General features: G+C 47.1%; 18 protein-coding genes and 1 riboswitch. All 18 genes read right to left on the minus strand.

Annotated features, from left to right (window positions below):
* Window positions 1–146: 146 nt before the first annotated feature.
* The 18 genes from pyrR to OWN49_RS01650 all read right to left on the minus strand — a co-directional run bounded on the left by pyrR (window position 147) and on the right by OWN49_RS01650 (window position 19,681).
* Window positions 147–692, minus strand: coding sequence for a bifunctional pyrimidine operon transcriptional regulator/uracil phosphoribosyltransferase (gene pyrR / locus OWN49_RS01565; RefSeq protein WP_003154392.1), 546 nt, complete (start codon window positions 690–692; stop codon window positions 147–149).
* A gap of 188 nt (window positions 693–880) precedes the next feature.
* Window positions 881–1,795, minus strand: coding sequence for an RluA family pseudouridine synthase (locus OWN49_RS01570; RefSeq protein ID WP_003154395.1), 915 nt, complete (start codon window positions 1,793–1,795; stop codon window positions 881–883).
* A gap of 1 nt (window position 1,796) precedes the next feature.
* On the minus strand, window positions 1,797–2,258 hold the full coding sequence (gene lspA / locus OWN49_RS01575; protein WP_003154398.1) for a signal peptidase II: 462 nt from the start codon (window positions 2,256–2,258) through the stop codon (window positions 1,797–1,799).
* Window positions 2,259–2,359: 101 nt separating this feature from the next.
* Window positions 2,360–2,731, minus strand: coding sequence for a TraR/DksA family transcriptional regulator (locus tag OWN49_RS01580; protein ID WP_003154399.1), 372 nt, complete (start codon window positions 2,729–2,731; stop codon window positions 2,360–2,362).
* 149 nt (window positions 2,732–2,880) lie between these two features.
* Window positions 2,881–5,646 (minus strand): isoleucine--tRNA ligase, encoded by a 2,766-nt coding sequence (gene ileS, locus OWN49_RS01585; RefSeq protein WP_077722179.1) that lies wholly within the window; start codon window positions 5,644–5,646, stop codon window positions 2,881–2,883.
* A 341-nt stretch (window positions 5,647–5,987) separates the two neighbouring features.
* A complete protein-coding gene (divIVA, locus tag OWN49_RS01590; RefSeq protein ID WP_003154406.1) occupies window positions 5,988–6,482 on the minus strand; it encodes a septum site-determining protein DivIVA in 495 nt (164 codons plus the stop codon).
* Between the two features lie 94 nt (window positions 6,483–6,576).
* Window positions 6,577–7,347: a YlmH family RNA-binding protein gene (locus OWN49_RS01595; protein WP_015388260.1), complete on the minus strand. Its 771-nt coding sequence runs from the start codon at window positions 7,345–7,347 to the stop codon at window positions 6,577–6,579.
* A 61-nt stretch (window positions 7,348–7,408) separates the two neighbouring features.
* Window positions 7,409–7,687 carry a YggT family protein gene (locus OWN49_RS01600; RefSeq protein WP_003154408.1) on the minus strand — a complete coding sequence of 93 codons (279 nt, stop codon included), beginning with the start codon at window positions 7,685–7,687 and terminating at the stop codon, window positions 7,409–7,411.
* A 6-nt stretch (window positions 7,688–7,693) separates the two neighbouring features.
* Window positions 7,694–8,152: a cell division protein SepF gene (sepF, locus tag OWN49_RS01605; RefSeq protein ID WP_003154410.1), complete on the minus strand. Its 459-nt coding sequence runs from the start codon at window positions 8,150–8,152 to the stop codon at window positions 7,694–7,696.
* Window positions 8,149–8,841, minus strand: a complete 693-nt coding sequence (locus OWN49_RS01610; protein WP_077722178.1) for a YggS family pyridoxal phosphate-dependent enzyme — start codon at window positions 8,839–8,841, stop codon at window positions 8,149–8,151. The genes sepF and OWN49_RS01610 overlap by 4 nt, the downstream gene beginning before the upstream one ends.
* A gap of 4 nt (window positions 8,842–8,845) precedes the next feature.
* On the minus strand, window positions 8,846–9,682 hold the full coding sequence (gene pgeF / locus OWN49_RS01615) for a peptidoglycan editing factor PgeF (protein ID WP_032868803.1): 837 nt from the start codon (window positions 9,680–9,682) through the stop codon (window positions 8,846–8,848).
* A 154-nt stretch (window positions 9,683–9,836) separates the two neighbouring features.
* Window positions 9,837–10,088, minus strand: coding sequence for a YlmC/YmxH family sporulation protein (locus OWN49_RS01620; protein ID WP_003154415.1), 252 nt, complete (start codon window positions 10,086–10,088; stop codon window positions 9,837–9,839).
* 60 nt (window positions 10,089–10,148) lie between these two features.
* Complete coding sequence (locus tag OWN49_RS01625) at window positions 10,149–11,429, minus strand: acetylornithine deacetylase (RefSeq protein WP_032868823.1); 1,281 nt, start codon at window positions 11,427–11,429, stop codon at window positions 10,149–10,151.
* A 73-nt stretch (window positions 11,430–11,502) separates the two neighbouring features.
* Window positions 11,503–11,610, minus strand: a riboswitch (TPP riboswitch).
* Between the two features lie 4 nt (window positions 11,611–11,614).
* Entirely contained in the window at window positions 11,615–12,412 is a 798-nt protein-coding gene (locus OWN49_RS01630) for an ABC transporter ATP-binding protein (protein ID WP_031378757.1), read from the minus strand.
* Window positions 12,413–12,540: 128 nt separating this feature from the next.
* Window positions 12,541–13,323, minus strand: a complete 783-nt coding sequence (sigG, locus tag OWN49_RS01635) for an RNA polymerase sporulation sigma factor SigG (RefSeq protein WP_003154420.1) — start codon at window positions 13,321–13,323, stop codon at window positions 12,541–12,543.
* Window positions 13,324–13,463: 140 nt separating this feature from the next.
* Entirely contained in the window at window positions 13,464–14,183 is a 720-nt protein-coding gene (gene sigE / locus OWN49_RS01640) for an RNA polymerase sporulation sigma factor SigE (RefSeq protein ID WP_007409714.1), read from the minus strand.
* Window positions 14,184–14,240: 57 nt separating this feature from the next.
* Window positions 14,241–15,170, minus strand: a complete 930-nt coding sequence (gene spoIIGA, locus OWN49_RS01645; protein WP_003154422.1) for a sigma-E processing peptidase SpoIIGA — start codon at window positions 15,168–15,170, stop codon at window positions 14,241–14,243.
* Between the two features lie 215 nt (window positions 15,171–15,385).
* Window positions 15,386–19,681, minus strand: a complete 4,296-nt coding sequence (locus OWN49_RS01650) for a S8 family peptidase (protein WP_077722177.1) — start codon at window positions 19,679–19,681, stop codon at window positions 15,386–15,388.
* Window positions 19,682–19,840: the final 159 nt, after the last annotated feature.

Here is a 19,840-nt window from a genome sequence, read left to right on the forward strand (position 1 = left end):
CCTCCCGGTTGACTTTCAAATGGTATAAAAAAACCTCTTTGCTTTTTGCGCAAAGAGGCATACAAAGCCCGGCCGCGTCGATCCGCCCGGCTTTGTGTTTTAAAATCCTCTTTGCAAACTCTCTGGAATGCATTTAAAAAGGGTGATTATTCATTTTCGTAAATGGCGACCATATCAGTCTGATCAACTTCGCTCAGCTGAACCATCACTTTTTCAGCTTTTGAGGTCGGAATGTTTTTCCCGATATAGTCCGCTCTGATCGGCAGCTCCCGGTGTCCTCTGTCGACAAGCACGGCAAGCTGTATCGATGACGGCCGCCCGACATCAACGAGAGCATCCATCGCAGCTCTCACCGTCCGGCCGGTATAAAGCACATCATCAACCACAATGACCTTTTGGTCTGTGATATCGGCCGGAATGTCCGCGCCTTTTACAAGCGGCTCTTCATTGCTCGTTTTTTTTGTGAGATCGTCACGGTAAAGGGTGATATCGATTTCCCCGACGGTGACCGGATTTCCTTCAATCTGTTCGATCCGCTCGGCCAGCCGCTTCGCTAAATAAATACCTCTTGTTTTAATCCCTACAAGAATGCAGTCATTCATTCCTTTATTCCGTTCGATCATTTCATGAGCTATCCTTGTCAGCGCCCGCCTGATCGCCTGTTCGTCGAGAATAACAGCTTTTTGATTCACTCGTGACACCTCTCCATTCGTATATAAGAAGAAAAAACCCCTCCTGCCAGAGCATAGAGGGGTTCCTTTCCAGGACGAAGACACACGTGTATCTCTTCTGTCCTATCCGTTATCCTTCTCAGCCTCTCTGGACTGTGTTAAAGAATCTATTCAGCTTGTTTTTATTATTCCAGAAAAGAAACTCGCTGTCAATGGCTATTTCTCAAATGTTCAATGAGTTTTTTCATATCTTCAGGAAGGGGCGCTTCAAACTCCATGTATTCGCCCGTCCGCGGATGGTCAAAACCTAATATTCCGGCATGAAGCGCCTGACCGTTGAAATCAATGGTTTTTCTCGGTCCGTACTTCGGGTCGCCTGCCAAAGGAAATCCGATATATTTCATATGAACACGGATCTGATGCGTTCTTCCGGTCTCAAGACGGCACTCTACGAGCGTGAAGTCTTGAAAACGCTCAAGCACGTGGAAATGCGTGACGGCATTTTTGCTGCTTTCTCTTGTTACGGTCATGCTTTGACGGTCTTTCTTATCTCTTCCGATCGGAGCGTCAATCGTTCCGTCATCATGTGAAATCAACCCGTGGACAACCGCTGTGTACTTTCTCGTCACGGTTTTATTGACGAGCTGATTAACGAGTGATTCATGCGCCATATCGTTTTTGGCGACCATTAACAGGCCGGAGGTATCTTTATCAATCCGATGGACGATTCCCGGGCGCATGACGCCGTTAATGCCGGAAAGATCATTGCAGTGAGCCATCAGTCCGTTTACGAGCGTCCCTGTCACATGGCCGGGCGCCGGATGTACGACCATGCCCCGCGGTTTGTTCACAACCAAGACATCCTGGTCTTCATAGTAAATGTCCAAATCCATCGGCTCTGCAAGCACGTCCAATTCTTCCGGTTCAGGAATGGTGACGTTTACCTGATCGCCGGGCTGCATTTTATAATTCGCTTTTACGGATTTGCCGTTAACGGATACCAGTCCCTCTTTTACCCATTGCTGCACTTGAGTGCGTGACCAGTTTTCTCCCGTTGAAGCCAAAAATTTATCAATCCGTTCGCTCTTTTGTTCAGGCTGAACGGTTATCTCAAATTGATTCATGTTATTGCTCCTTCTTTTTCCCGCTGTCAAACAGCATATGAATAAATAAAAGTATTACACCGACGCACAGTGAGGAGTCCGCGATATTAAAAATCGGATAGTGATAATCCACGATGATGACATGAATAAAATCCACCACTTCCTGGCGCGCCGCCCGGTCAATAAAGTTTCCGGCCGCACCTCCCAGCATTAAGCCGAGAGAAATTCCGAGTAACATCTGCCCTTTTGCATAACGCTGTATGTAATAAACGATTCCGATAATCACGGCGATGGTAATGACGTAGAAAAACCACATTTGGCCGGCTAAAATCCCCCACGCCGCTCCCGTGTTGCGATGAGATGTGATATAAAGCACCTGGTCGATGACAGGTATGCTTTGTCCCAATTCCATATGGCTGACGACAAGCCATTTGGTCAATTGGTCGGCAATAATAATAAAAAGAGCGATAAGATAATAAAGCACACACGTTCCTCCAGTATACAGTTACTTTTATCCTTTATGAATTTTATCAGTAAAAGATGCCAGAGTAAAGGCAGATCATAAGCGTATACAAACAGACGCTGTCACTCATACAGCGCCTGATCATATGCATAATCTCCGGGTTCCCAATATGGAAGGGTTTTCTTTTCAAATTGAGCGGGATAATAAAAATCATCAGCGGTTCTGGCCGTCGGCAACACCGCAAGTTTTTCAATCGGAATGGGGGCGCCTGTTTTTTCACAATAACCGTACGTATTGTTTTCAAACTTAGACAGGGCAAGAAGAACATCCTGAAGTTCTTCTTTTATATGATAGATCAGAGTTGCTTCTTGGTCGTTCATTGAAGGTTCAACAGATGCTGACATTTGAAAGCAAGAATATTCGAATAATCTTGATTGAAGTTCTTCTTTCATCATGAGAAGCTCCGTGTGGATTGCGGTCAGTTGATCATTCATTCATCACAACTCCTGCTTTTGATGTTATAGCTTTATTGTTGCCCTCAGAGCGCCATTTGAAGCCCATAAGAATTTTCCTGCCGTTCTAATCGATGACATTGCTGGCATGTAAAAAAGCGCCCGGCTGACACCGGGCGCTTTCTCATTTATTATTTTTGATAATATTTTTCAACGATTTCCGCATTGCGCAGTGATAATGTCGGATATTTCGGATTGGCTCCGACATCTTTAGAAATTATGCGGGAACGCTCACACATCTGGCCTTCCGCTTTTTCTACGGTCATTTTTCCTGTTGTGAAGCTTTGCGCGTTTTCCGGCGCTTCACTTTCGTCTTTTACTGTCAGTTCTGAGACGATAAACAGCTGCGCGATGTTTTCTTTAATGGATGACAAGAGGTCGCGGTTTTCTTTGTTCGGATACAAAGTCAGGCTCGCTTCCAATGATCTTCCGATAATTTTTTCGTTACGGGCTGTTTCCAAAGCTTTCAGCACGTCGTTTCGAAGCTCCATGAAGCGATCGAATTTTTCTTCTGTCGCTTGACTGTCCGGAACAGCAATGGTTTCCGGCATATCTGTCAGCTGCACGCTCGCTTCTTCAACAAATGATAAGTGAGACCACATTTCATCCGCCGTATGCGGGAGAATCGGCGCCGTCAGTTTCACTAACGCCAGCAGCGTTTCATAAAAGACAGTCTGCATGCTGCGGCGGTCCGGATGATCCGCATGCTCGATGTACACAACATCTTTTGCAAAATCAAGATAGAATGAGCTGAGCTCGATCGTACAGAAATTGTGAATGCTGTGATAAACAACCGCAAATTCGTATTCATCGTACGCTTTTTTCACCTTATCGATCAGCTTATTCAGCTTGATCAGCATATATTGATCCACTTCGCGGAGATCTTTTACATCCACGGCATTGACGCTTGGTTCGAAATCGAACAGGTTGCCGTGAAGGAAGCGGAACGTGTTGCGGACTTTCCGGTATACTTCCGCGACCTGCTTCAGAATATCTTCAGAAACCGGGTGATCGGCCTGATAGTTTACGGAAGATACCCATAAACGCAGAATTTCAGCTCCAAGCTGTTTTGCGATTTTTGTCGGGTCAATCGTATTGCCGAGTGATTTACTCATTTTACGGCCGTTTGCATCAAGTGTAAATCCGTGGCTTAATACGCCTTTATACGGCGCTTTGCCGGTGACTGCAACAGCGGTGGAAAGAGATGAGTTAAACCAGCCGCGGTATTGGTCAGAGCCTTCAAGGTATAAATCAGCCGGACGGACAAGATCATCTCGTTCTTCAAGAACGGCCTGATGGGAAGAACCCGAATCAAACCATACATCCATAATGTCTTGCTCTTTCGTGAAGATTCCGTTCGGGCTTCCCGGATGTGTAAATCCTTCCGGCAGGAGGTCTTTTGCCTCTCTTTCAAACCAGACGTTTGAGCCGTGCTGTTTGAACAGCTCAGACACATGTTCAATCGTTTCGTCAGTGATGATCGGCTCACCGTTTTCTGCATAAAATACCGGGATCGGAACACCCCACACGCGCTGCCTTGAGATACACCAGTCACCGCGGTCGCGAACCATGTTGTAAAGGCGCTGTTCGCCCCACTCCGGCACCCACTTCGTTTGTTTGATGGCATCAAGCAGATCGGATCTGAAATCTTTAATTGACGCAAACCATTGCGCTGTCGCTCTGAAGATGGTCGGTTTTTTCGTTCTCCAGTCATGCGGATAGGAGTGTGTAATAAACTCGAGTTTCAAGAGCGCGCCGTTTTCTTCAAGCTTCTCCGTGATCGGTTTATTGGCTTTATCGTAAAACATTCCTTCAAAGCCCGGCGCTTCGTCGGTCATGTTTCCTTTTTCATCAACAGGGCACAGTACTTCTAAGCCGTACTTTTGGCCGACGATAAAGTCATCTTCCCCGTGGCCCGGGGCAGTATGAACACAGCCTGTTCCGGCATCGGTTGTGACGTGGTCACCGAGCATGACGAGTGAATCTCTGCCGTACAGCGGATGTTCTGCAGTGATGTATTCTAATTCTCTGCCTTTATATGATGCGACAACTTCAGGATTTTCAAAGCCGCATGCCTCCGCTACATTTTCGATCAGTTCAGCCGCCACTACATAACGCTTGTCTCCAACCTTGATGACATTGTATTCAAGATCAGGATGAACGGAAATTCCGAGGTTGGCAGGCATCGTCCACGGCGTCGTCGTCCAGATGATGAAGCTTTCTCCGTTTTCCAGAACGCCTTTACCGTCTTTCACCTTAAACGCAACATAAATAGACGCGGAACGTTTGTCCTGATATTCAATTTCCGCTTCTGCTAAGGCAGATTCACTTGAAGGCGACCAGTTGACCGGCTTCAGACCTTTATAAATATAGCCTCTTTTCGCCATCTCGCCGAAAACGCGGATCTGCTGCGCTTCAAATTCAGGCTGAAGCGTAACATACGGGTTTTCCCAATCGCCTCTGACGCCGAGACGCTTGAATTGTTCGCGCTGTCTTTCGATCTGCTGCCATGCATAATCTTCGCAAAGCTTGCGGAAATCAGCGACGGACATTTCTTTCCGGTTTACTTTTTTGTTTTTCGTCAGCGCCGTTTCAATCGGCAGTCCGTGCGTATCCCAGCCCGGCACGTACGGTGCGTTGTAGCCGCTCATTGATTTATAGCGGACGATGAAGTCTTTCAGGATTTTGTTCAGGGCATGGCCCATGTGGATGTCTCCGTTTGCATAAGGAGGTCCGTCATGCAGCACGAATTTCGGGCGGTCTTTCGTCCGTTCTTGAACAAGACGGTAAATATCCTGCTCCTCCCAGTCTTTTTGCATGTCCGGCTCACGATTCGGCAGATTTCCCCGCATCGGAAAATCTGTTTTCGGCATTAACAGCGTATCTTTGTAATCCATTTTCATTCCTCCACAACATTTTTCAGAAAATAAAAAAAGCCCTCTCATCCCATAAGGGACGAGAAAGCTTATCTCGCGGTACCACCCTTTTAGAAAAAACGGATCATCCGTCTTTTCCTCTCGAACATCGTAACGTGATGGAACGTCCTTTCCTACTCTCGGTTCAGAAAGGAAACTAAAGGGCTGATCTGCATGATTCCGGCCATCCCGGGCTTTCACCTTCCCCGGTTCGCTTTATAGCCTGTTTTGAGTCATGCCGGTCCCTTTCAATCGTCTTTTCATCTGAATTTATGAACGTATTATATTCGAACGGGCCGAAGAATGTCAAGAAAATCAGAAAATTATTCTTTTTCCTCAAATACCGCGTCGACTTCGTATTCCAGCAGATGATCCCAATCATCGTTCTTCAGCAGGTCGAGCTGCGCTTCAATCAGCATTTGGAAACGTGTTCTGAAGACTTTAGACTGTTTTTTCAGCTCTTCGATTTCCATTGCGATTTTTCTTGATTTGGAAAGCGACTCATTGATGATGCGATCGGCATTTTTTTCTGCTTCACGGACGATCAGCTTCGCTTCTTTCTGCGAGTTGCGCTTTACGTCTTCTGCGGCTTCCTGGGCTACGAGAATTGATTTATTCAGCGTTTCTTCGATATTGGCAAAGTGGCCGATTTTTTCGTCCAGCTCGTTCACTTTCGCCTCAAGCTCCGTTTTTTTACGGAGTGCGATTTCGTAATCTTTTCTGACCTGCATTAAAAATTCATTTACTTCATCTTCATCATATCCGCGAAAACCTTTTGTAAACGTTTTGTTATGGATATCATTCGGCGTTAATGGCATATTGCCACCTCCATTTTTACATTTCAGTACGGTTATCTAGTTCACATTATAAAACAAATACGGCACAGATGGAGAAAAAAACTGAAAAAACGACTCATTTTTGCCGTTCAAATGTAACTTTCCATTTGTCTTTTTTCGTTTTTCCGTCAACTTTTGCCAAACTGCATCGTCCGAAGCCGCGAATCGAGAGCATGTCCCCTTCAGCAACCTGATAAGACGGATCTTCAATAGCTTTCCAATTCACCTTAACGAGCCCGTTTTTCACAAGCGCCTGCGCTTTCTGCCGGGATTGCCTGCTCATTGAAGCGCAGACGGCGTCGAGACGCAATGAAGAAACCGTGTCATCCCTTATTTCGACATCTGAAGCGGGAATGTGAAGAGCGGAAAGCTCGATTTTCTCAAGCTTTACCGGCGCTTTGCCCGCCTTGGTCAGCTGAGTGCTGACAAAATCGGCGATTTCACCGGAGACGATGAGCTGCACGGCTTCCTCTGAGAAAATCAGATCGCCGTATTTCTGCCGCTTTAAGCCGATCCCCATTAATGATCCGAGAAGAGAGCGGTGGTCAATGCTGACGAATTTTTCAGCGTATTGAACGTCAAAAGCCCGGAGCTCAAAATCATCCTGTTCAGGTTCCATATATTCAGGGTATAAAATCGCGCGTTTGCGCTCAGCTCTGTCATATCCTCCGAAAAACGCAAGACCGCAGGCGTCGCCGATAACGGCTTTTACAATCACCTGTTCCCTGGGATCTAAGAAATCAGTCAGCTTCATCCGATACTGATCCAGGACAATCTGTTTCCATTCAAGCACCTGATCAATAAAAGGCCGCTCGTCTTGTCTGAAGTGCTGGTAAATATCGCTCATGTTCTTTCCTTTCTATGTAAAGAGGCTTGGCTGGTGCCAAGCCCGTATCAAACTGTCGCATTCAAGTATACATTGCGATCATGCGGTATAGGCCCCAAAGCCCCGTCGTGGCAAACCGAAGCACGATAATCGCTACAATTGGGGATATATCCAGCATGGCAATGGGCGGAATGATCCTTCTGAACGGCTCTAAATACGGTTCGCAAATCGCTGCGAGAAACCGTCCGACCGCCGTTTCTCTCGTACTCGGCACCCATGACATAAAGATATAGATGATCAGGGCAAACGAGTAGATGTAAATTAAATAACTCAGAACGGAAAAAATTTGATAAAGAATCATCCTGCTTTACCACCTCTGATGTTCGTCTTCATTTATAAGCTCCGAAATCGTGCCGGAAACGTCGACATTATCAGGCGTGCACAGAAAAATATCTGAACCGATTCTCTGAATGTCGCCGCCGATGGCGTAGACGGTACCGCTTAAAAAGTCGACGATTCTTTTCGCCTGATCATGCTGGATGCGCTGCAGATTGACGACAACCGCCCGCCTGTTCTTTAAATGATCGGCGATTTCCTGCGCTTCCGCATATACACGCGGTTCACTCAACACCACTTTAGAGGATTTCTGAACACTTTGCAAGCTTACTACGTTCTGCTTGCCCTGCGGCTTCTGAGCGTAAGCAGGCTGTTTATCTTTCTGCTGTTCATGCTCTTCCTGATGATCCTGCTCCGTTTCAATGTATTCGTACTCATACTCCTCCTCATCCATTGAGAAAAAGTTTTTCAGTTTATTTTTCATGCTCATTTGTTTACACCCCCCGGTTCATTTCCGACTAATGAAGAGCCGATTCTGATAAAAGTGGCGCCCTCTTCAACAGCGATTTCATAATCATTTGACATGCCCATCGACAGTTCCCGGCACGGCGCGTTTGTCTGATTCAGTTTTTGCACCTGATCCCTCAGATCACGCAATTGCCGGAAGCAGGCTCTGATCGTTTCTGTATCGTCTGTCAGGGGAGCCATCGTCATCAGGCCCTCTACAGAAATGTTTCTAAACTCAGCAAGCTCTCTGATAAAGGGGATGACCTCCTCTGTTTTCAAACCGTGCTTAGACGGTTCAAGCGAAGTATTCACCTGCACAAAACAGCGAACCGCATGCTGCGCCCGTTTTTCAATCTCTTTTGCCAATGACAGTCTGTCTAAGGAATGAATATAAGATACACGGTCAACGACGGCCTTCACCTTTCTGGACTGAAGACTGCCGATAAAGTGCCACTCCGGGCTTCCTTTGATGACTTCCTGCTTATGGATAAGCTCGGCATCCCGGTTTTCTCCCAGACTTGTAATACCGGCATCAACGGCCTCTTGAGCCCTTTCAGCTGATACGTATTTTGTAACCGCGATGACGGTTACATCTTCGGGGCTTCGGCCCGATCTGTTACATGCTTCGTTTATTCTTTCGTTTATATGTCGTAATTGATCAGCAACACGCAAGATCTTATGCCTCCTTCATTCCGATAAAGGACATCATGCGTCCCGTTTTCCCTTTGTCGCGGCGGTGTGAAAAGAATAGTTCATGCTCTCGTTCGGTGCATAAACCGCTGACTGAAATGTTTTCTTCCGGAATGCCGCAATGTATCAGAAGAAGACGGTTGACCTCTTTTAAATCAAGCTGATACTGGCCTTTTTCCGTTTCGCATATGGCGGATTCAGCCGTAAAGGGCAGCGCCCGCACTTCATTGATGACGCGGTCGTCGACTGTATAACTTCCCGCGCTGATGGACGGACCGATGACAGCCTGAATATCTGTTAAACGGGAGCCTTCTTCGTTTACCCAGCGTTCCGTCATGATGCGTCCGATTTGTTTGACCGTCCCCTTCCATCCGGCATGGGCAGCGCCGATAATGGATTTCACCGGGTCATAAAAATACAAGGGCACACAGTCCGCAAAACAAAGGGCCAAAAAAAGATTCGCATCTTTCGTGTAGAGCCCGTCCGTCCCGCGGAATGCGGAAGAATAGTCTCTCGCTCCTTTTCCTTTATCCCCGGCTGTCACGCGCCGGACGCGGTTTTCATGTGTCTGGTCGGCGAACACCCAGGAATCCAGATCAGTACCGCATAAGGACGCTATGACTTCACGGTTTGTCACAACATCATGAGCTTCGTCCCGGACGTGCAATCCGGTATTTAATGACTCATACGGAGGATTGCTGACACCGCCGTTTTTCGTTGTGAATCCGGCGATGACCTTTGTGTTAAGCTGATTCACACAGTTCCAGTCTTCTATCATGAGTGCCGAGGGGGTGGTAAGACTAAACGGGTGATATGTATTCATGGAGATCCAACCTTTCGACAAACATTAAAAAAGCGTAATTTCCCACTCATTTTAACACAATTTTAAGCATACGTTTAGCGGCTGATTGAAAAATGAGATAAATAAATGTGCCGGAAACATTGAGATTTCCGGCTTTTTACAAGTAAAGGGAGGATTACGCTCCCCCCTTTGGTTCATTTACACGCACTAAGATGACATCTTCCCCAATTTTAACTATATTTCGCCAAGGAATGATCATTTCCTCTTCTTTTCCGAAAAAACCGAGAACTTTTCCGCTGCCGCCTAAAATAATCGCCTGAATTTTTCCCGTTGTCACGTTAATATCAATATCCCCGATGCTTCCGAGTTTTTTTCCGTTCGACACGTTTACCACATCTTTTATTTGAAATTCAGATATGCTGATCATCCGTATCACGCCCTTTGCCCGTTCTTTTTCCTATTATATGAACGGCCGGGCTGAACCTTGTCACATCGGGCAATCTTTTTTGCGGCTGCACCAGTCGAGAATAAATCTCAGCATGATTTTCGTATAGTCCATAAGCTCATCAACGGACACTTCCTCGTTTACGGAGTGGGCGTTTTTTAAATCGCCGGGGCCGTATATGACGCTCGGAATCCCGGCCTGATAAAGCCACCCTCCGTCTGTTACCGTTTGGGAAACATCAATGACGGGCTCCTGTTTTTTGACGGCTGAGTGTGATGCAGCCAAGACAGAAACTGCCGGATGATCCGGATCGATTTCCAGCGCCGGGAACACCTCTCCTCTGTCTTCAATCATCGAAGATCCGCCCCATTTGAACACCGGCCTGTTTTCTTTGAGCCACAGATCACTGTCAGCGACACGATTAATATAGTCTTCGATTTCTGCGGCTGCTTGTTCGTGCGTTTCGTTCGGATAAAAGTGGACGGTGATCCATAACCGGCATTCATCGGCGACAAACGCTGCGTGTCTTCCGCCTTCAATGACGGCGGGGTTGATCGTATTGGTGCCGGGCGCAATGCCGGGATAGCTTTTCGTTACCGCCCAGTGGCGCTCCAGCTCTCCCAAGGCAGTGATGATTTTCGCCATTTTTTCGATGGCGCTCGCTCCGAATGTGCCTCCGCCCGCATGAATCATATTGCGCCTCATGCCGTCATGAAATGTTTGTTTGCTTTTCAATTCTATCCAGCCGGTGATGACACCGCCCTGCCCTTGAATATGCAGGCTGCTCGTATCCGCGACAACCGCAAAATCCGCGTGATAGCCGCGTTTGCAGCATTCCAGCGTCCCCGCCTCGCCGACTTCTTCTCCGATTACAGACTGTACAATGAGGTCGCCCGGAAGCTTAATGCCGGCATCATGGATCAGCTTCAGAGAGAAAAGAACACACGCCAAACCCCCTTTCATATCAGCGGCGCCCCTTCCGATCAGCATGCCGTCTTTTACGAGCGGCTGAAACGGGTCAGAGTTCCAGTCTTCGCCCCCGGCTTCTGCCACATCAATGTGTCCGTTTAAAATCAGGCTTTGATGCCTGCTTGAATCTGTCCCTTTTAAAACACCGACTACATTCGGATCTTCCGGATACACATCCCACATATCGACCGAGCAGCCCGTTTCTTTTAAAAAGCCGGCCACCCACTTTTGGGCTTCTGTTGTATTTCTTGCAGGCGGAGCCGGTGTCGGAAAGGCGATCAACCTTTCAGCTATTTGTATTAAATCGCCCCGCCGTTTATCCGCCTGGTGTAACAGCATATCAATCTGATGCATTGGAAATCTCCCCTTTGGCTGTATCAAAAAACCCGTTTCATTAAAATGAAACGGGTAAAAAACGGATCTTCCTCCGCTTTTTTCACCGCTTCCCTCCGCCGGCATGATCCGGATCAGGTCCGTTAAGGGTTGAGACAACGTCTCTCTCAGCTGCATGTCAGCAGCACCCCCAGGGTGAATTGATGTTATTTGACGGATGATACCGCTTTTGCACGTGTTAAAAACGGGCGGCCATTGTTCCATAAGACATTGACAGGCGTATCGAAAAACGCTGTAAGCCGCTCGTCAGAAAGCATGTCCCTGATTTTCCCGGAGGCGAACACCTCGCCTTGTTTTAAAAGCAGCGCCTGATCAAATACCGGCAGAATTTCTTCAGCGTGATGGGTGACATAAAGGATGGACGGCGCATTTTCTTTTTCGGCGATCGACGTAATCGTGTCCAGCAGCTGCTCCCTTGCCATAAAATCAAGACCCGTCACGGGTTCGTCCAAAATCAGCAGTTTGGGATCAGCCATAAGCGCCCGCGCAATCAGCGCTCTTTGTCTTTCCCCTTGTGATAATGTTTCATACCGTCTGTCGGCGTAACTGATGGCGCCCAAATCCTTCAGAAGACCGATCGCTTTTTCCCTTACCTGCTCACTCGGAGTTTCGTACAGCCCGATTGAGGCGTACGCGCCGCTGAGGGCGATTTCAAAAGCCGAGTCCGCGGCATATAATTTGTGCTGAAGACCTGCCGAAACAAGGCCGATTTTCCTCCTGAGCCTGTCACCGAGCTCTGTTTTGCCGAATTGATGGCCGAGCACCTGCATCTCTCCTGAAGTGGGGAAGTAATAAGAGCATAACATATTCAGCAAAGCCGTTTTTCCGGCTCCGTTTAATCCGTACAGCACCCAATTTTCGTTTTTCTCGACGCGCCAGTTAATATCTTTCAAAATCCATTTCCCGTTTCTTTTTAATGACACACTGTCCAGCTGTAAAATCATTGCAGTTTCCCCCGTTTACTTTATTTAAATTTTCTAAAAACTTTTACACATTAGAATACATCACTTTTTTGCAAACGTAAACCATCGCATGAAAAAAGCCTTTAAACAAGGTTTAAAGGCTTATTCCGTTATTGATGGATATTCTTATTCATTTGTTTAATGGCTGCCTTTTCAAGCCTTGAGACCTGAGCTTGGGATATCCCGATTTCTTCAGCGACTTCCATTTGGGTTTTCCCTTGGAAAAAGCGCTTTCGCAAAATCATTTTTTCCCGTTCGTTCAGTCTTCTCATGCCTTCTTTCAGAGCGAGCTCCTCAATCCATTGTGTATCCTTGTTGCGCTCATCGCTGATCTGGTCCATCACGTAGATCGGATCGCCGCCGTCATTATAAATCGGCTCAAACAGTGAAACCGGATCCTGAATGGCGTCAAGGGCAAACACAATTTCTTCATGGGGCACTTCAAGAACTTTGGCGATTTCCTCTGCTGTCGGCTCCCTGCTTGTCTCACTGATTAACCGCTCTCTTACTTGAAGCGCTTTATATGCGATATCGCGAAGCGACCTCGAGACGCGGATCGGATTGTTATCCCGCAAATATCTGCGGATTTCTCCGATGATCATCGGTACAGCGTATGTTGAAAACTTAACATTATGGCTTAGGTCAAAATTATCAATGGATTTCATTAGTCCGATGCAGCCGACCTGAAATAAGTCATCAACATACTCTCCTCTGTTGTTAAACCTCTGAATGACGCTTAAGACAAGGCGCAGATTACCGTTTACAAGCTTTTCCCTCGCTGAATCATCGCCCTCATCCTGCAATTGCCTAAACAGCTTTCTCATCTCTTCATTCTTGAGCACCGGTAATTTGGAGGTATCCACCCCGCAAATTTCGACTTTATTTCTTGACACGTTTTTCCCTCCCACTAGGAGCTGCTGTACAACGTTAAGTATCTCCTCGGGTGGGAAAAATATGCACCGCCATTTTACAGAAATAAACATCCGGCGGCGGCAATCCTTGCAGCAGTAAGGGCTGTCAGATGGAAAAAATTTTACACCATTTTGTTAAACTCTTTTCTCAGTCTTTTGATAATCCGCTTTTCGAGCCGGGAGATATAAGATTGTGAAATCCCCATCATGTCGGCTACATCTTTTTGGGTTTTTTCTTCTTCTCCGACAAGCCCGAAACGCAGTTCCATAATCTGCTTTTCTCTTTCGTTTAATTGCTCAAGCGCTTTTTTCAAAAGTTTTTTATCCACATTGGCTTCAATGTCTTTCGTAATAATATCATCATCTGTGCCGAGCACATCCGAAAGCAGCAGTTCGTTTCCGTCCCAATCAATGTTCAGCGGTTCATCAAAGGACACCTCTGAACGGATTTTATTGTTTCGGCGCAAGTACATTAAAATTTCGTTTTCAATACATCGCGATGCGTAGGTGGCGAGTTTGATTTTCTTTTCCGGATTAAACGTGTTTACCGCTTTGATCAAACCGATGGTGCCGATGCTGATTAAGTCCTCGATATTGATGCCGGTGTTTTCGAATTTGCGGGCAATGTAAACGACAAGACGTAAGTTTCTCTCAATCAGGATGGCCCGCGCCGCCTGATCCCCGCTCGGCAGCTTTAATAAGAGCACCTGCTCCTCTTCTTTAGACAAAGGCGGCGGCAGCGCCTCGCTTCCTCCTATGTAATACACTTCATCGCTTTTCAGTCCGAGTTTCATCAGCCATTTATACCACAAATATGTCAGACGCAGCTTAAGTTTTTTCATCTTCCTCCCCCTTCTAAATACAACGCGTTTTGAGTATGATGAATAACAGACTTTTCGTCAGGAAACATGTTTTACAGCCTTCCCTGTCAGCATCTTCGGGTGAACGATTCCGTCAAATTCACCGTCAGCGGATAATGGCTTCGTGCTGATGCCGATCAGGCATTTTTCACATGCGATCATCTCGTCTTTTGTTAAAATCGTGACGTAATCCGGCTTTAAACAGAGTAAAAATTGATTGTCCTGGCCGACGCCCCTGTATGGAATCAGCCTCAGCTTATCCGCATGACGGAACGAATCATCAAGCTGCTCTATCACTTCAAGCGGACTGGCGGATTTGATGAGGTCCGTTTCCTTTTCGCTGAGAATCGGAGCGAATTTGTCAATGTGAAGGATCATGACCGGCGTTTTCGTCAGCGGATCATACAGCTGATTCCCGGAATCCACCAATCCTTTCGCGCGGATTGTCTGTCCGCTGAATTCCGCCTGCACCATGACAAGTTCATCGTACTGAATGGACTTCGTCTCGATGTCTTCAATTCTCTTTTTCGAAAAAAACCATATGGCCGGAAATCCGATAACTACAAACATCCAGCTGATCGGGTCGCCGAATCCGGTCTGGCTTGTGACCATTACGCCTTGCTGCACAATTGATTCTGTTTGCAGCAGGGAATGTACGCCGATCATTCCCCCGCCGACGAGAAAAGTCGCGAAATAAAAGGCGAACAAATTTTGAAAAAAGTATCGGAACCGTTTAAAGCCAAAAGCCGTAAGCACGATGACTACCGAAAACGCCATTTTTCCCGCCGGATGCTCCACAAAGGGAGAAACAGGCGTAAACATCAGAAGCACAATGGCTGACCCGATAAAACCGCCGGCGGCCACTCTTCTTTTTTTCACTTGGCGTTTTAAAATAAAGGCGGTCAATAAAAGCAAAAGAGAATCAAAACAAAAGTTCAACAGCCAAATGACATCCAGATAGATTTTCACATCTGACCCCTTTCCTCTTTTGTCTTACATATCTGTTTCTCTCTCTTGTTTCATAAGTATAAAGCAAGCTCTGTGGGAAAGTCTGTCAATTAATGTTGAGGGTAAAGTACAATTTTTAAGGGATAACCGTTTTATTTGTCGAGGGCCGAAAAGGTCGATTTTCTATTGTCCCCTTCAACTAAAAAAGCGCTGCCGTGATCTGGCAGCGCTCTGTTTTACTCATTGATATAAAGTTTTCCTTTAGCAGTCTGTCTTGTTTCATTTCCGTAGTCATCTCTTGCGATAACGTCAATTTTTGCTCCGCTTGCTTTGATGGAAGAAGCCGCCGTCCAGTAACCCTCATATCGTCCCGGAGAAATTTCTCTCAGCGGAAGCTCTGTTGCGTTTTGGCTCCCTGCCCGGGCGTTTGTCAGAGGCAGACGGATCACGAAGGAAGCGTCTAATTTCTTTCCGCTTGAAAAAGCGATTTTCACTGATTCTCCGGCTTTTAATTCCTTATCCGCTCCGGGAACCAATCCGGAAATGACGGGAGCATTGTAATTGACATCGATTACCGTCTTTTTCGTTGTTTTGTTACCCGCTTCATCTGAGGCCGTGACCTTGATCTCATTGCTGCCGTTTTCCAGAAGGGTTCTCGCTTGATAAGAACCGTTATTTACTTCAGCTTTTTTTCCGTTCACCTTTACCCATTTTAAATGGTCGTCGTGCACTTTTCCTTTTACAGTCACTGCTTCTTTATTTGTTTTATCACCGTTTGCCGGACTGTCAATCGTCACATCAGGCTTATCCTCATCCAGTATGACCGTGACAGGGCGTGACTCGTCGGTTGACCCGCTGTCTGTCACAGATGCCGCCGTCAGCCGATTGGCATCTTTAGTGAGTGTGACACCGGCCTGGAAATTGCCGTCTGCATCTGCTTTCGTTTCTGCGGCGGTTTTACCGTTATTGGTAAGACGGACAGCGCTTTTTGGTGAAGCCGTTCCTTTCACCGTGATTGACTTCTTGTTTGTAAATGACCGGTCTTCAGGCGACGTTATCTCAGGCACAGAAGCTTCGTAGTCGACCAAAGCCCTGATCATAAAGTTTCCGTCTGATTTATCGGCTTTTGACCAGCGGCCGTCGAGGTATTGCCAGTTTCTATTCGAGTACGGACTGCCGTCATCAGATGACAGGGCAGGTGTATAAGGATCGGGTTTCGTCTGACGGAACACAAGATAAAAATCCTTTCCGACCGCGATTCCTTTTGAGCTGAGATCCACATTGGTCCACTCGCCGTTTCGAAGCGCTTCAGCTTGGAACGGGCCGGCAATTTTGCTGCCAGGAGCTCCAGCAGGGCCGGATGAATCATATACTTCTGCTTGAAATTCGGTACCGCCCGGATCAGGCCAGTCGGCGCCCCAAAATTTAAAAAGGCCTCCCGTCAGCATACCGTGTTCTTTTCCGTCTTTGAGGGTCATCTTAACGGCAGATTTGCTGCCGGCTTTAAAATATGACAGCGCGGCTTCTTCCGTCCCGTTATCATAGGCGATTTCCCCTTCATAACCGACATACGGCTTAAGCTTGACGTTTTTTTCAGCAACTCCTTTGATATCGACAGAAAATTCGCTATTGTAAAAGCCTTTTGCCGCTACTTTGATTGTGTAGGAGCCTTCGTACGCCTTAAGCGAGTATTCCCCTTTATCGTTTGTCACCGCCGGTTCAATTGCGGCATCCTCGGCCACATAAAGCGCAGCCCCTTTTACCGGTTCGCCTGTGGACTGATTGGTGATGGTTCCTTTTAGCGTGCCGGACGGCATTTGCTCCAGTGTAAAGTCTGCCTGTGCGGTTTTGTCTGATTGAATAGAAACTTGTTTCGAAGCGGACTTAAATCCGTAAGCCTCGGCTTTCAGCGTATAGCTTCCCGCCTTATGTGACATGCTGTAGCTTCCGCTTGCAGGGTCGGAATATACGGATTTCCCCGTCTCGGCGACACTGATTTGCGCTCTGAGCGGCAGGAGGTTTGTTTCACGTTTCACTCTTTTTCCGGGCGATTTCACTGCCGGTTTGGCCTGTTTCGGACTGACGGCCTTTTTCTTCAGGTGGCCGGGAGGTGTTTGTCTATTGTGTTTACTTTTTTTAGCCGCATTCCCGAGAGGGCTGCTTGAAAGCCGGACATCATCGATATACCATCCGTCTTCATTGAGTACTTCGTCAGACTGCATATTAAACATGAGCTTTATGTTTTGGCCTTTATACGCAGATAAATCCGCCTCTTCATCATTCCATCCTGCGGAATCACCATTGTAAACGGCCGCCTGCTCCCAATTTGATTTCCCTTCCGGCAGAACGAACACATACCCGTAATCAAAAAATTCTTCGAGCTTGTGCCAGCTTTTAAATTGTAAAAACAGCCGCCCTGTTTCCGGAACTTGTATCGGAGGCATCACCAGATTCATGTTGGCCGAATCAGCATAAGGGCCGGACAGATTCGTCGCATACACTTTTTCTCCGGAAAATGCGGCGCCTGGCCCTGAACCCGGGATACCCCATTCCCATTGGTCATGTGTCCCGTAACTTGACCAGCCCGCCGGCTGTGATTCAAAATCCTCTTTGTATCCCGCCGTAATGCTCGGTTTCACGTCAGCCCGGTACGTATCAGATTCTACAGAATGACCTCCGAAATCTTTTATGGTCCATTTATAACTTATCTTGCTTCCCGTTATGTCCGGAATCTCCGCCTGGTATGTTCCCTTTTTTTCATCACCGCTTTTTTGAACGGCGGCTGTCGTTTTCCACTCTCCTTCATCAAACTGATAGGAGAGGATCACCTCAGTTACGCTTACATCATCTTCTGCTGTAACCGTTAACGGAAGGCTTGTCCCTTTGTAAGCCTCTGAGACCGGTTCATGACGAAAGCTGGGCGGATTGTGATCTTCGCCCGCAGAAGATACCTTGCCTTCTACGCTTCCGATTCCGTCCGTTACGGCAGAAACGGCATCAAAAGCGTTAACGAGACCGTGGCCGTAACCGTTATTCGGTGATTCCGGAAAAACGGAATCTGTCAGCTTTTCGGCGGTGCGCGTCAAAACGTCTTCCATTTCATCGACCGTAATAGAGGCGTTCGCCTGCCTTAACAAAGCCGCCGTCGCCGCCACATGCGGCCCGGCCATTGAAGTTCCGTCCCAGCCGCCTTCGTATGTTCCTCCAGGAATAGAAGAACGGATATTCACTCCCGGAGCCGAAATGTCCGGTTTTGTTTCATGATACGGGGAGGGGCCTTGAAGTGAGAAATCAGCGAGTTTCTTGTCGATGTCAGTCGCACCTGTCGCAAATGCTTCAGGATAATTGGCCGGATTTGCGATTGAACCCGGTCCTCCCGGTGTAAATAAGTCTTCATTCCCCGCAGAGAATTCAGGAAAAATCCCTGCCGCTCTCCACGCATTCACCATATCGCGGTACCACTCGTCCATTCCCGAACCGCCTGCCCAGGAATTATTGACAACATCCGGCGCCATCTCGGGATGCGGCGTGCCGTTTTTATCTTTAGGCGCGAGCACCCATTCACCGGCATCCAAAATATCGGCATCGGTTCCTCCGTCATCTGAAAATGCTTTTACTGCGATCCATTTCGCCCCCGGAGCCACACCGATTTGATTTGAGCCGTCAGGTTCTGAACCCGTCATGGTCCCTGTTACATGAGTGCCGTGTTCAAGATCATCATAGGGAGCGTCTTTATGGGATACGGCATCATACCAGTTCATTTCATGATTCGGCGCTGCGGGATTTTCAGGATCGTAACCCCGGTATTTTTCCTTAAGCGCGGGATGATCCCACTGAACTCCCGTATCAATGGAGGCGACAACCGTCCCGGTTCCGTCGTATCCTGAGGCCCAGGCCTGCGGCGCATCAATTTGGCTGATATTCCATTCGATGCCTTCCTTTGCTTTAATCTCTTTTTGTTTTTTCTTCATTTGAAAAGGAGCTTTTAAATGCCGTTGAGTAAGCTGACGTTTTTCATTCGGAAGAACTTTTTCTACTTCAGGAAATGAGGCGGCTTTTTCCATTACCTCTTTCGAAGCAGTGACTGCCATTCCGTTGACAATATAATAGGAATGGATGTGATCAGCCTTTCCTTTCTTTTTTTGTTTTTCCAAATATGTTTTCAGATTCTGCTGCGCATCATGAGCCGCCAGTTTTAAAGAAGAAACGACGGCTGACCGCTTTTGATATTCGGTTTTTGCTGCGGAAAGCGATTGAGACTCGGCATTTTTTTCTGCTTGTTTGACCGCTTTTTTCGTATTGGCTTTCTCTTTAAATTTGATAAGAAACGTGACTTTATCATTTTTTTCAAAACGCTTCTTGACTGAATCGGAAATCTTATGCTGAATGCTCTTAGAGGAAGAAAGATCTTTGGTGAAAGAAACTGCCCCCGGTGTGCTGTTCGCTCCGGCTCCACCCGGAAACAACAGTGAACTGACGACAATCGCGCTTAAAACGGAGCCTGTCCATCTGTTTCTTGTTTTTTTCTTCAATCGTATCCCCCCCTTATTTGGTAACGACCTATAAAATGTGTATCCCTCCTTCATAATTGGAATCGTTTGTCATTTCGATGCTGTACGTTAAATGTAGACAATCTTCCATTCAGATATTGTCACATTCTGTAGAAAGCCGTATGAAACTAAAAAACAATC

The organism is Bacillus sp. NEAU-242-2 (genome assembly GCF_027853835.1).
Taxonomy (GTDB): domain Bacteria; phylum Bacillota; class Bacilli; order Bacillales; family Bacillaceae; genus Bacillus; species Bacillus velezensis.

Bases quoted from the DNA above. Each gene is read 5' to 3' on its own strand.
- OWN49_RS01570 (WP_003154395.1), bottom strand. From the start codon at position 1,795: ATGAATCAATTTGAGATAACCGTTCAGCCTGAACAAAAGAGCGAACGG.
- OWN49_RS01625 (WP_032868823.1), bottom strand. From the start codon at position 11,429: ATGCATCAGATTGATATGCTGTTACACCAGGCGGATAAACGGCGGGGC.
- sigE (WP_007409714.1), bottom strand. From the start codon at position 14,183: ATGAAAAAACTTAAGCTGCGTCTGACATATTTGTGGTATAAATGGCTG.
- pgeF (WP_032868803.1), bottom strand. From the start codon at position 9,682: ATGAATACATATCACCCGTTTAGTCTTACCACCCCCTCGGCACTCATG.
- sepF (WP_003154410.1), bottom strand. From the start codon at position 8,152: ATGAGCATGAAAAATAAACTGAAAAACTTTTTCTCAATGGATGAGGAG.
- OWN49_RS01595 (WP_015388260.1), bottom strand. From the start codon at position 7,347: ATGAGCGATATTTACCAGCACTTCAGACAAGACGAGCGGCCTTTTATT.
- OWN49_RS01600 (WP_003154408.1), bottom strand. From the start codon at position 7,687: ATGATTCTTTATCAAATTTTTTCCGTTCTGAGTTATTTAATTTACATC.
- ileS (WP_077722179.1), bottom strand. From the start codon at position 5,646: ATGGATTACAAAGATACGCTGTTAATGCCGAAAACAGATTTTCCGATG.
- OWN49_RS01630 (WP_031378757.1), bottom strand. From the start codon at position 12,412: ATGATTTTACAGCTGGACAGTGTGTCATTAAAAAGAAACGGGAAATGG.
- OWN49_RS01620 (WP_003154415.1), bottom strand. From the start codon at position 10,088: ATGATCAGCATATCTGAATTTCAAATAAAAGATGTGGTAAACGTGTCG.
- OWN49_RS01580 (WP_003154399.1), bottom strand. From the start codon at position 2,731: ATGAATGATCAACTGACCGCAATCCACACGGAGCTTCTCATGATGAAA.
- divIVA (WP_003154406.1), bottom strand. From the start codon at position 6,482: ATGCCATTAACGCCGAATGATATCCATAACAAAACGTTTACAAAAGGT.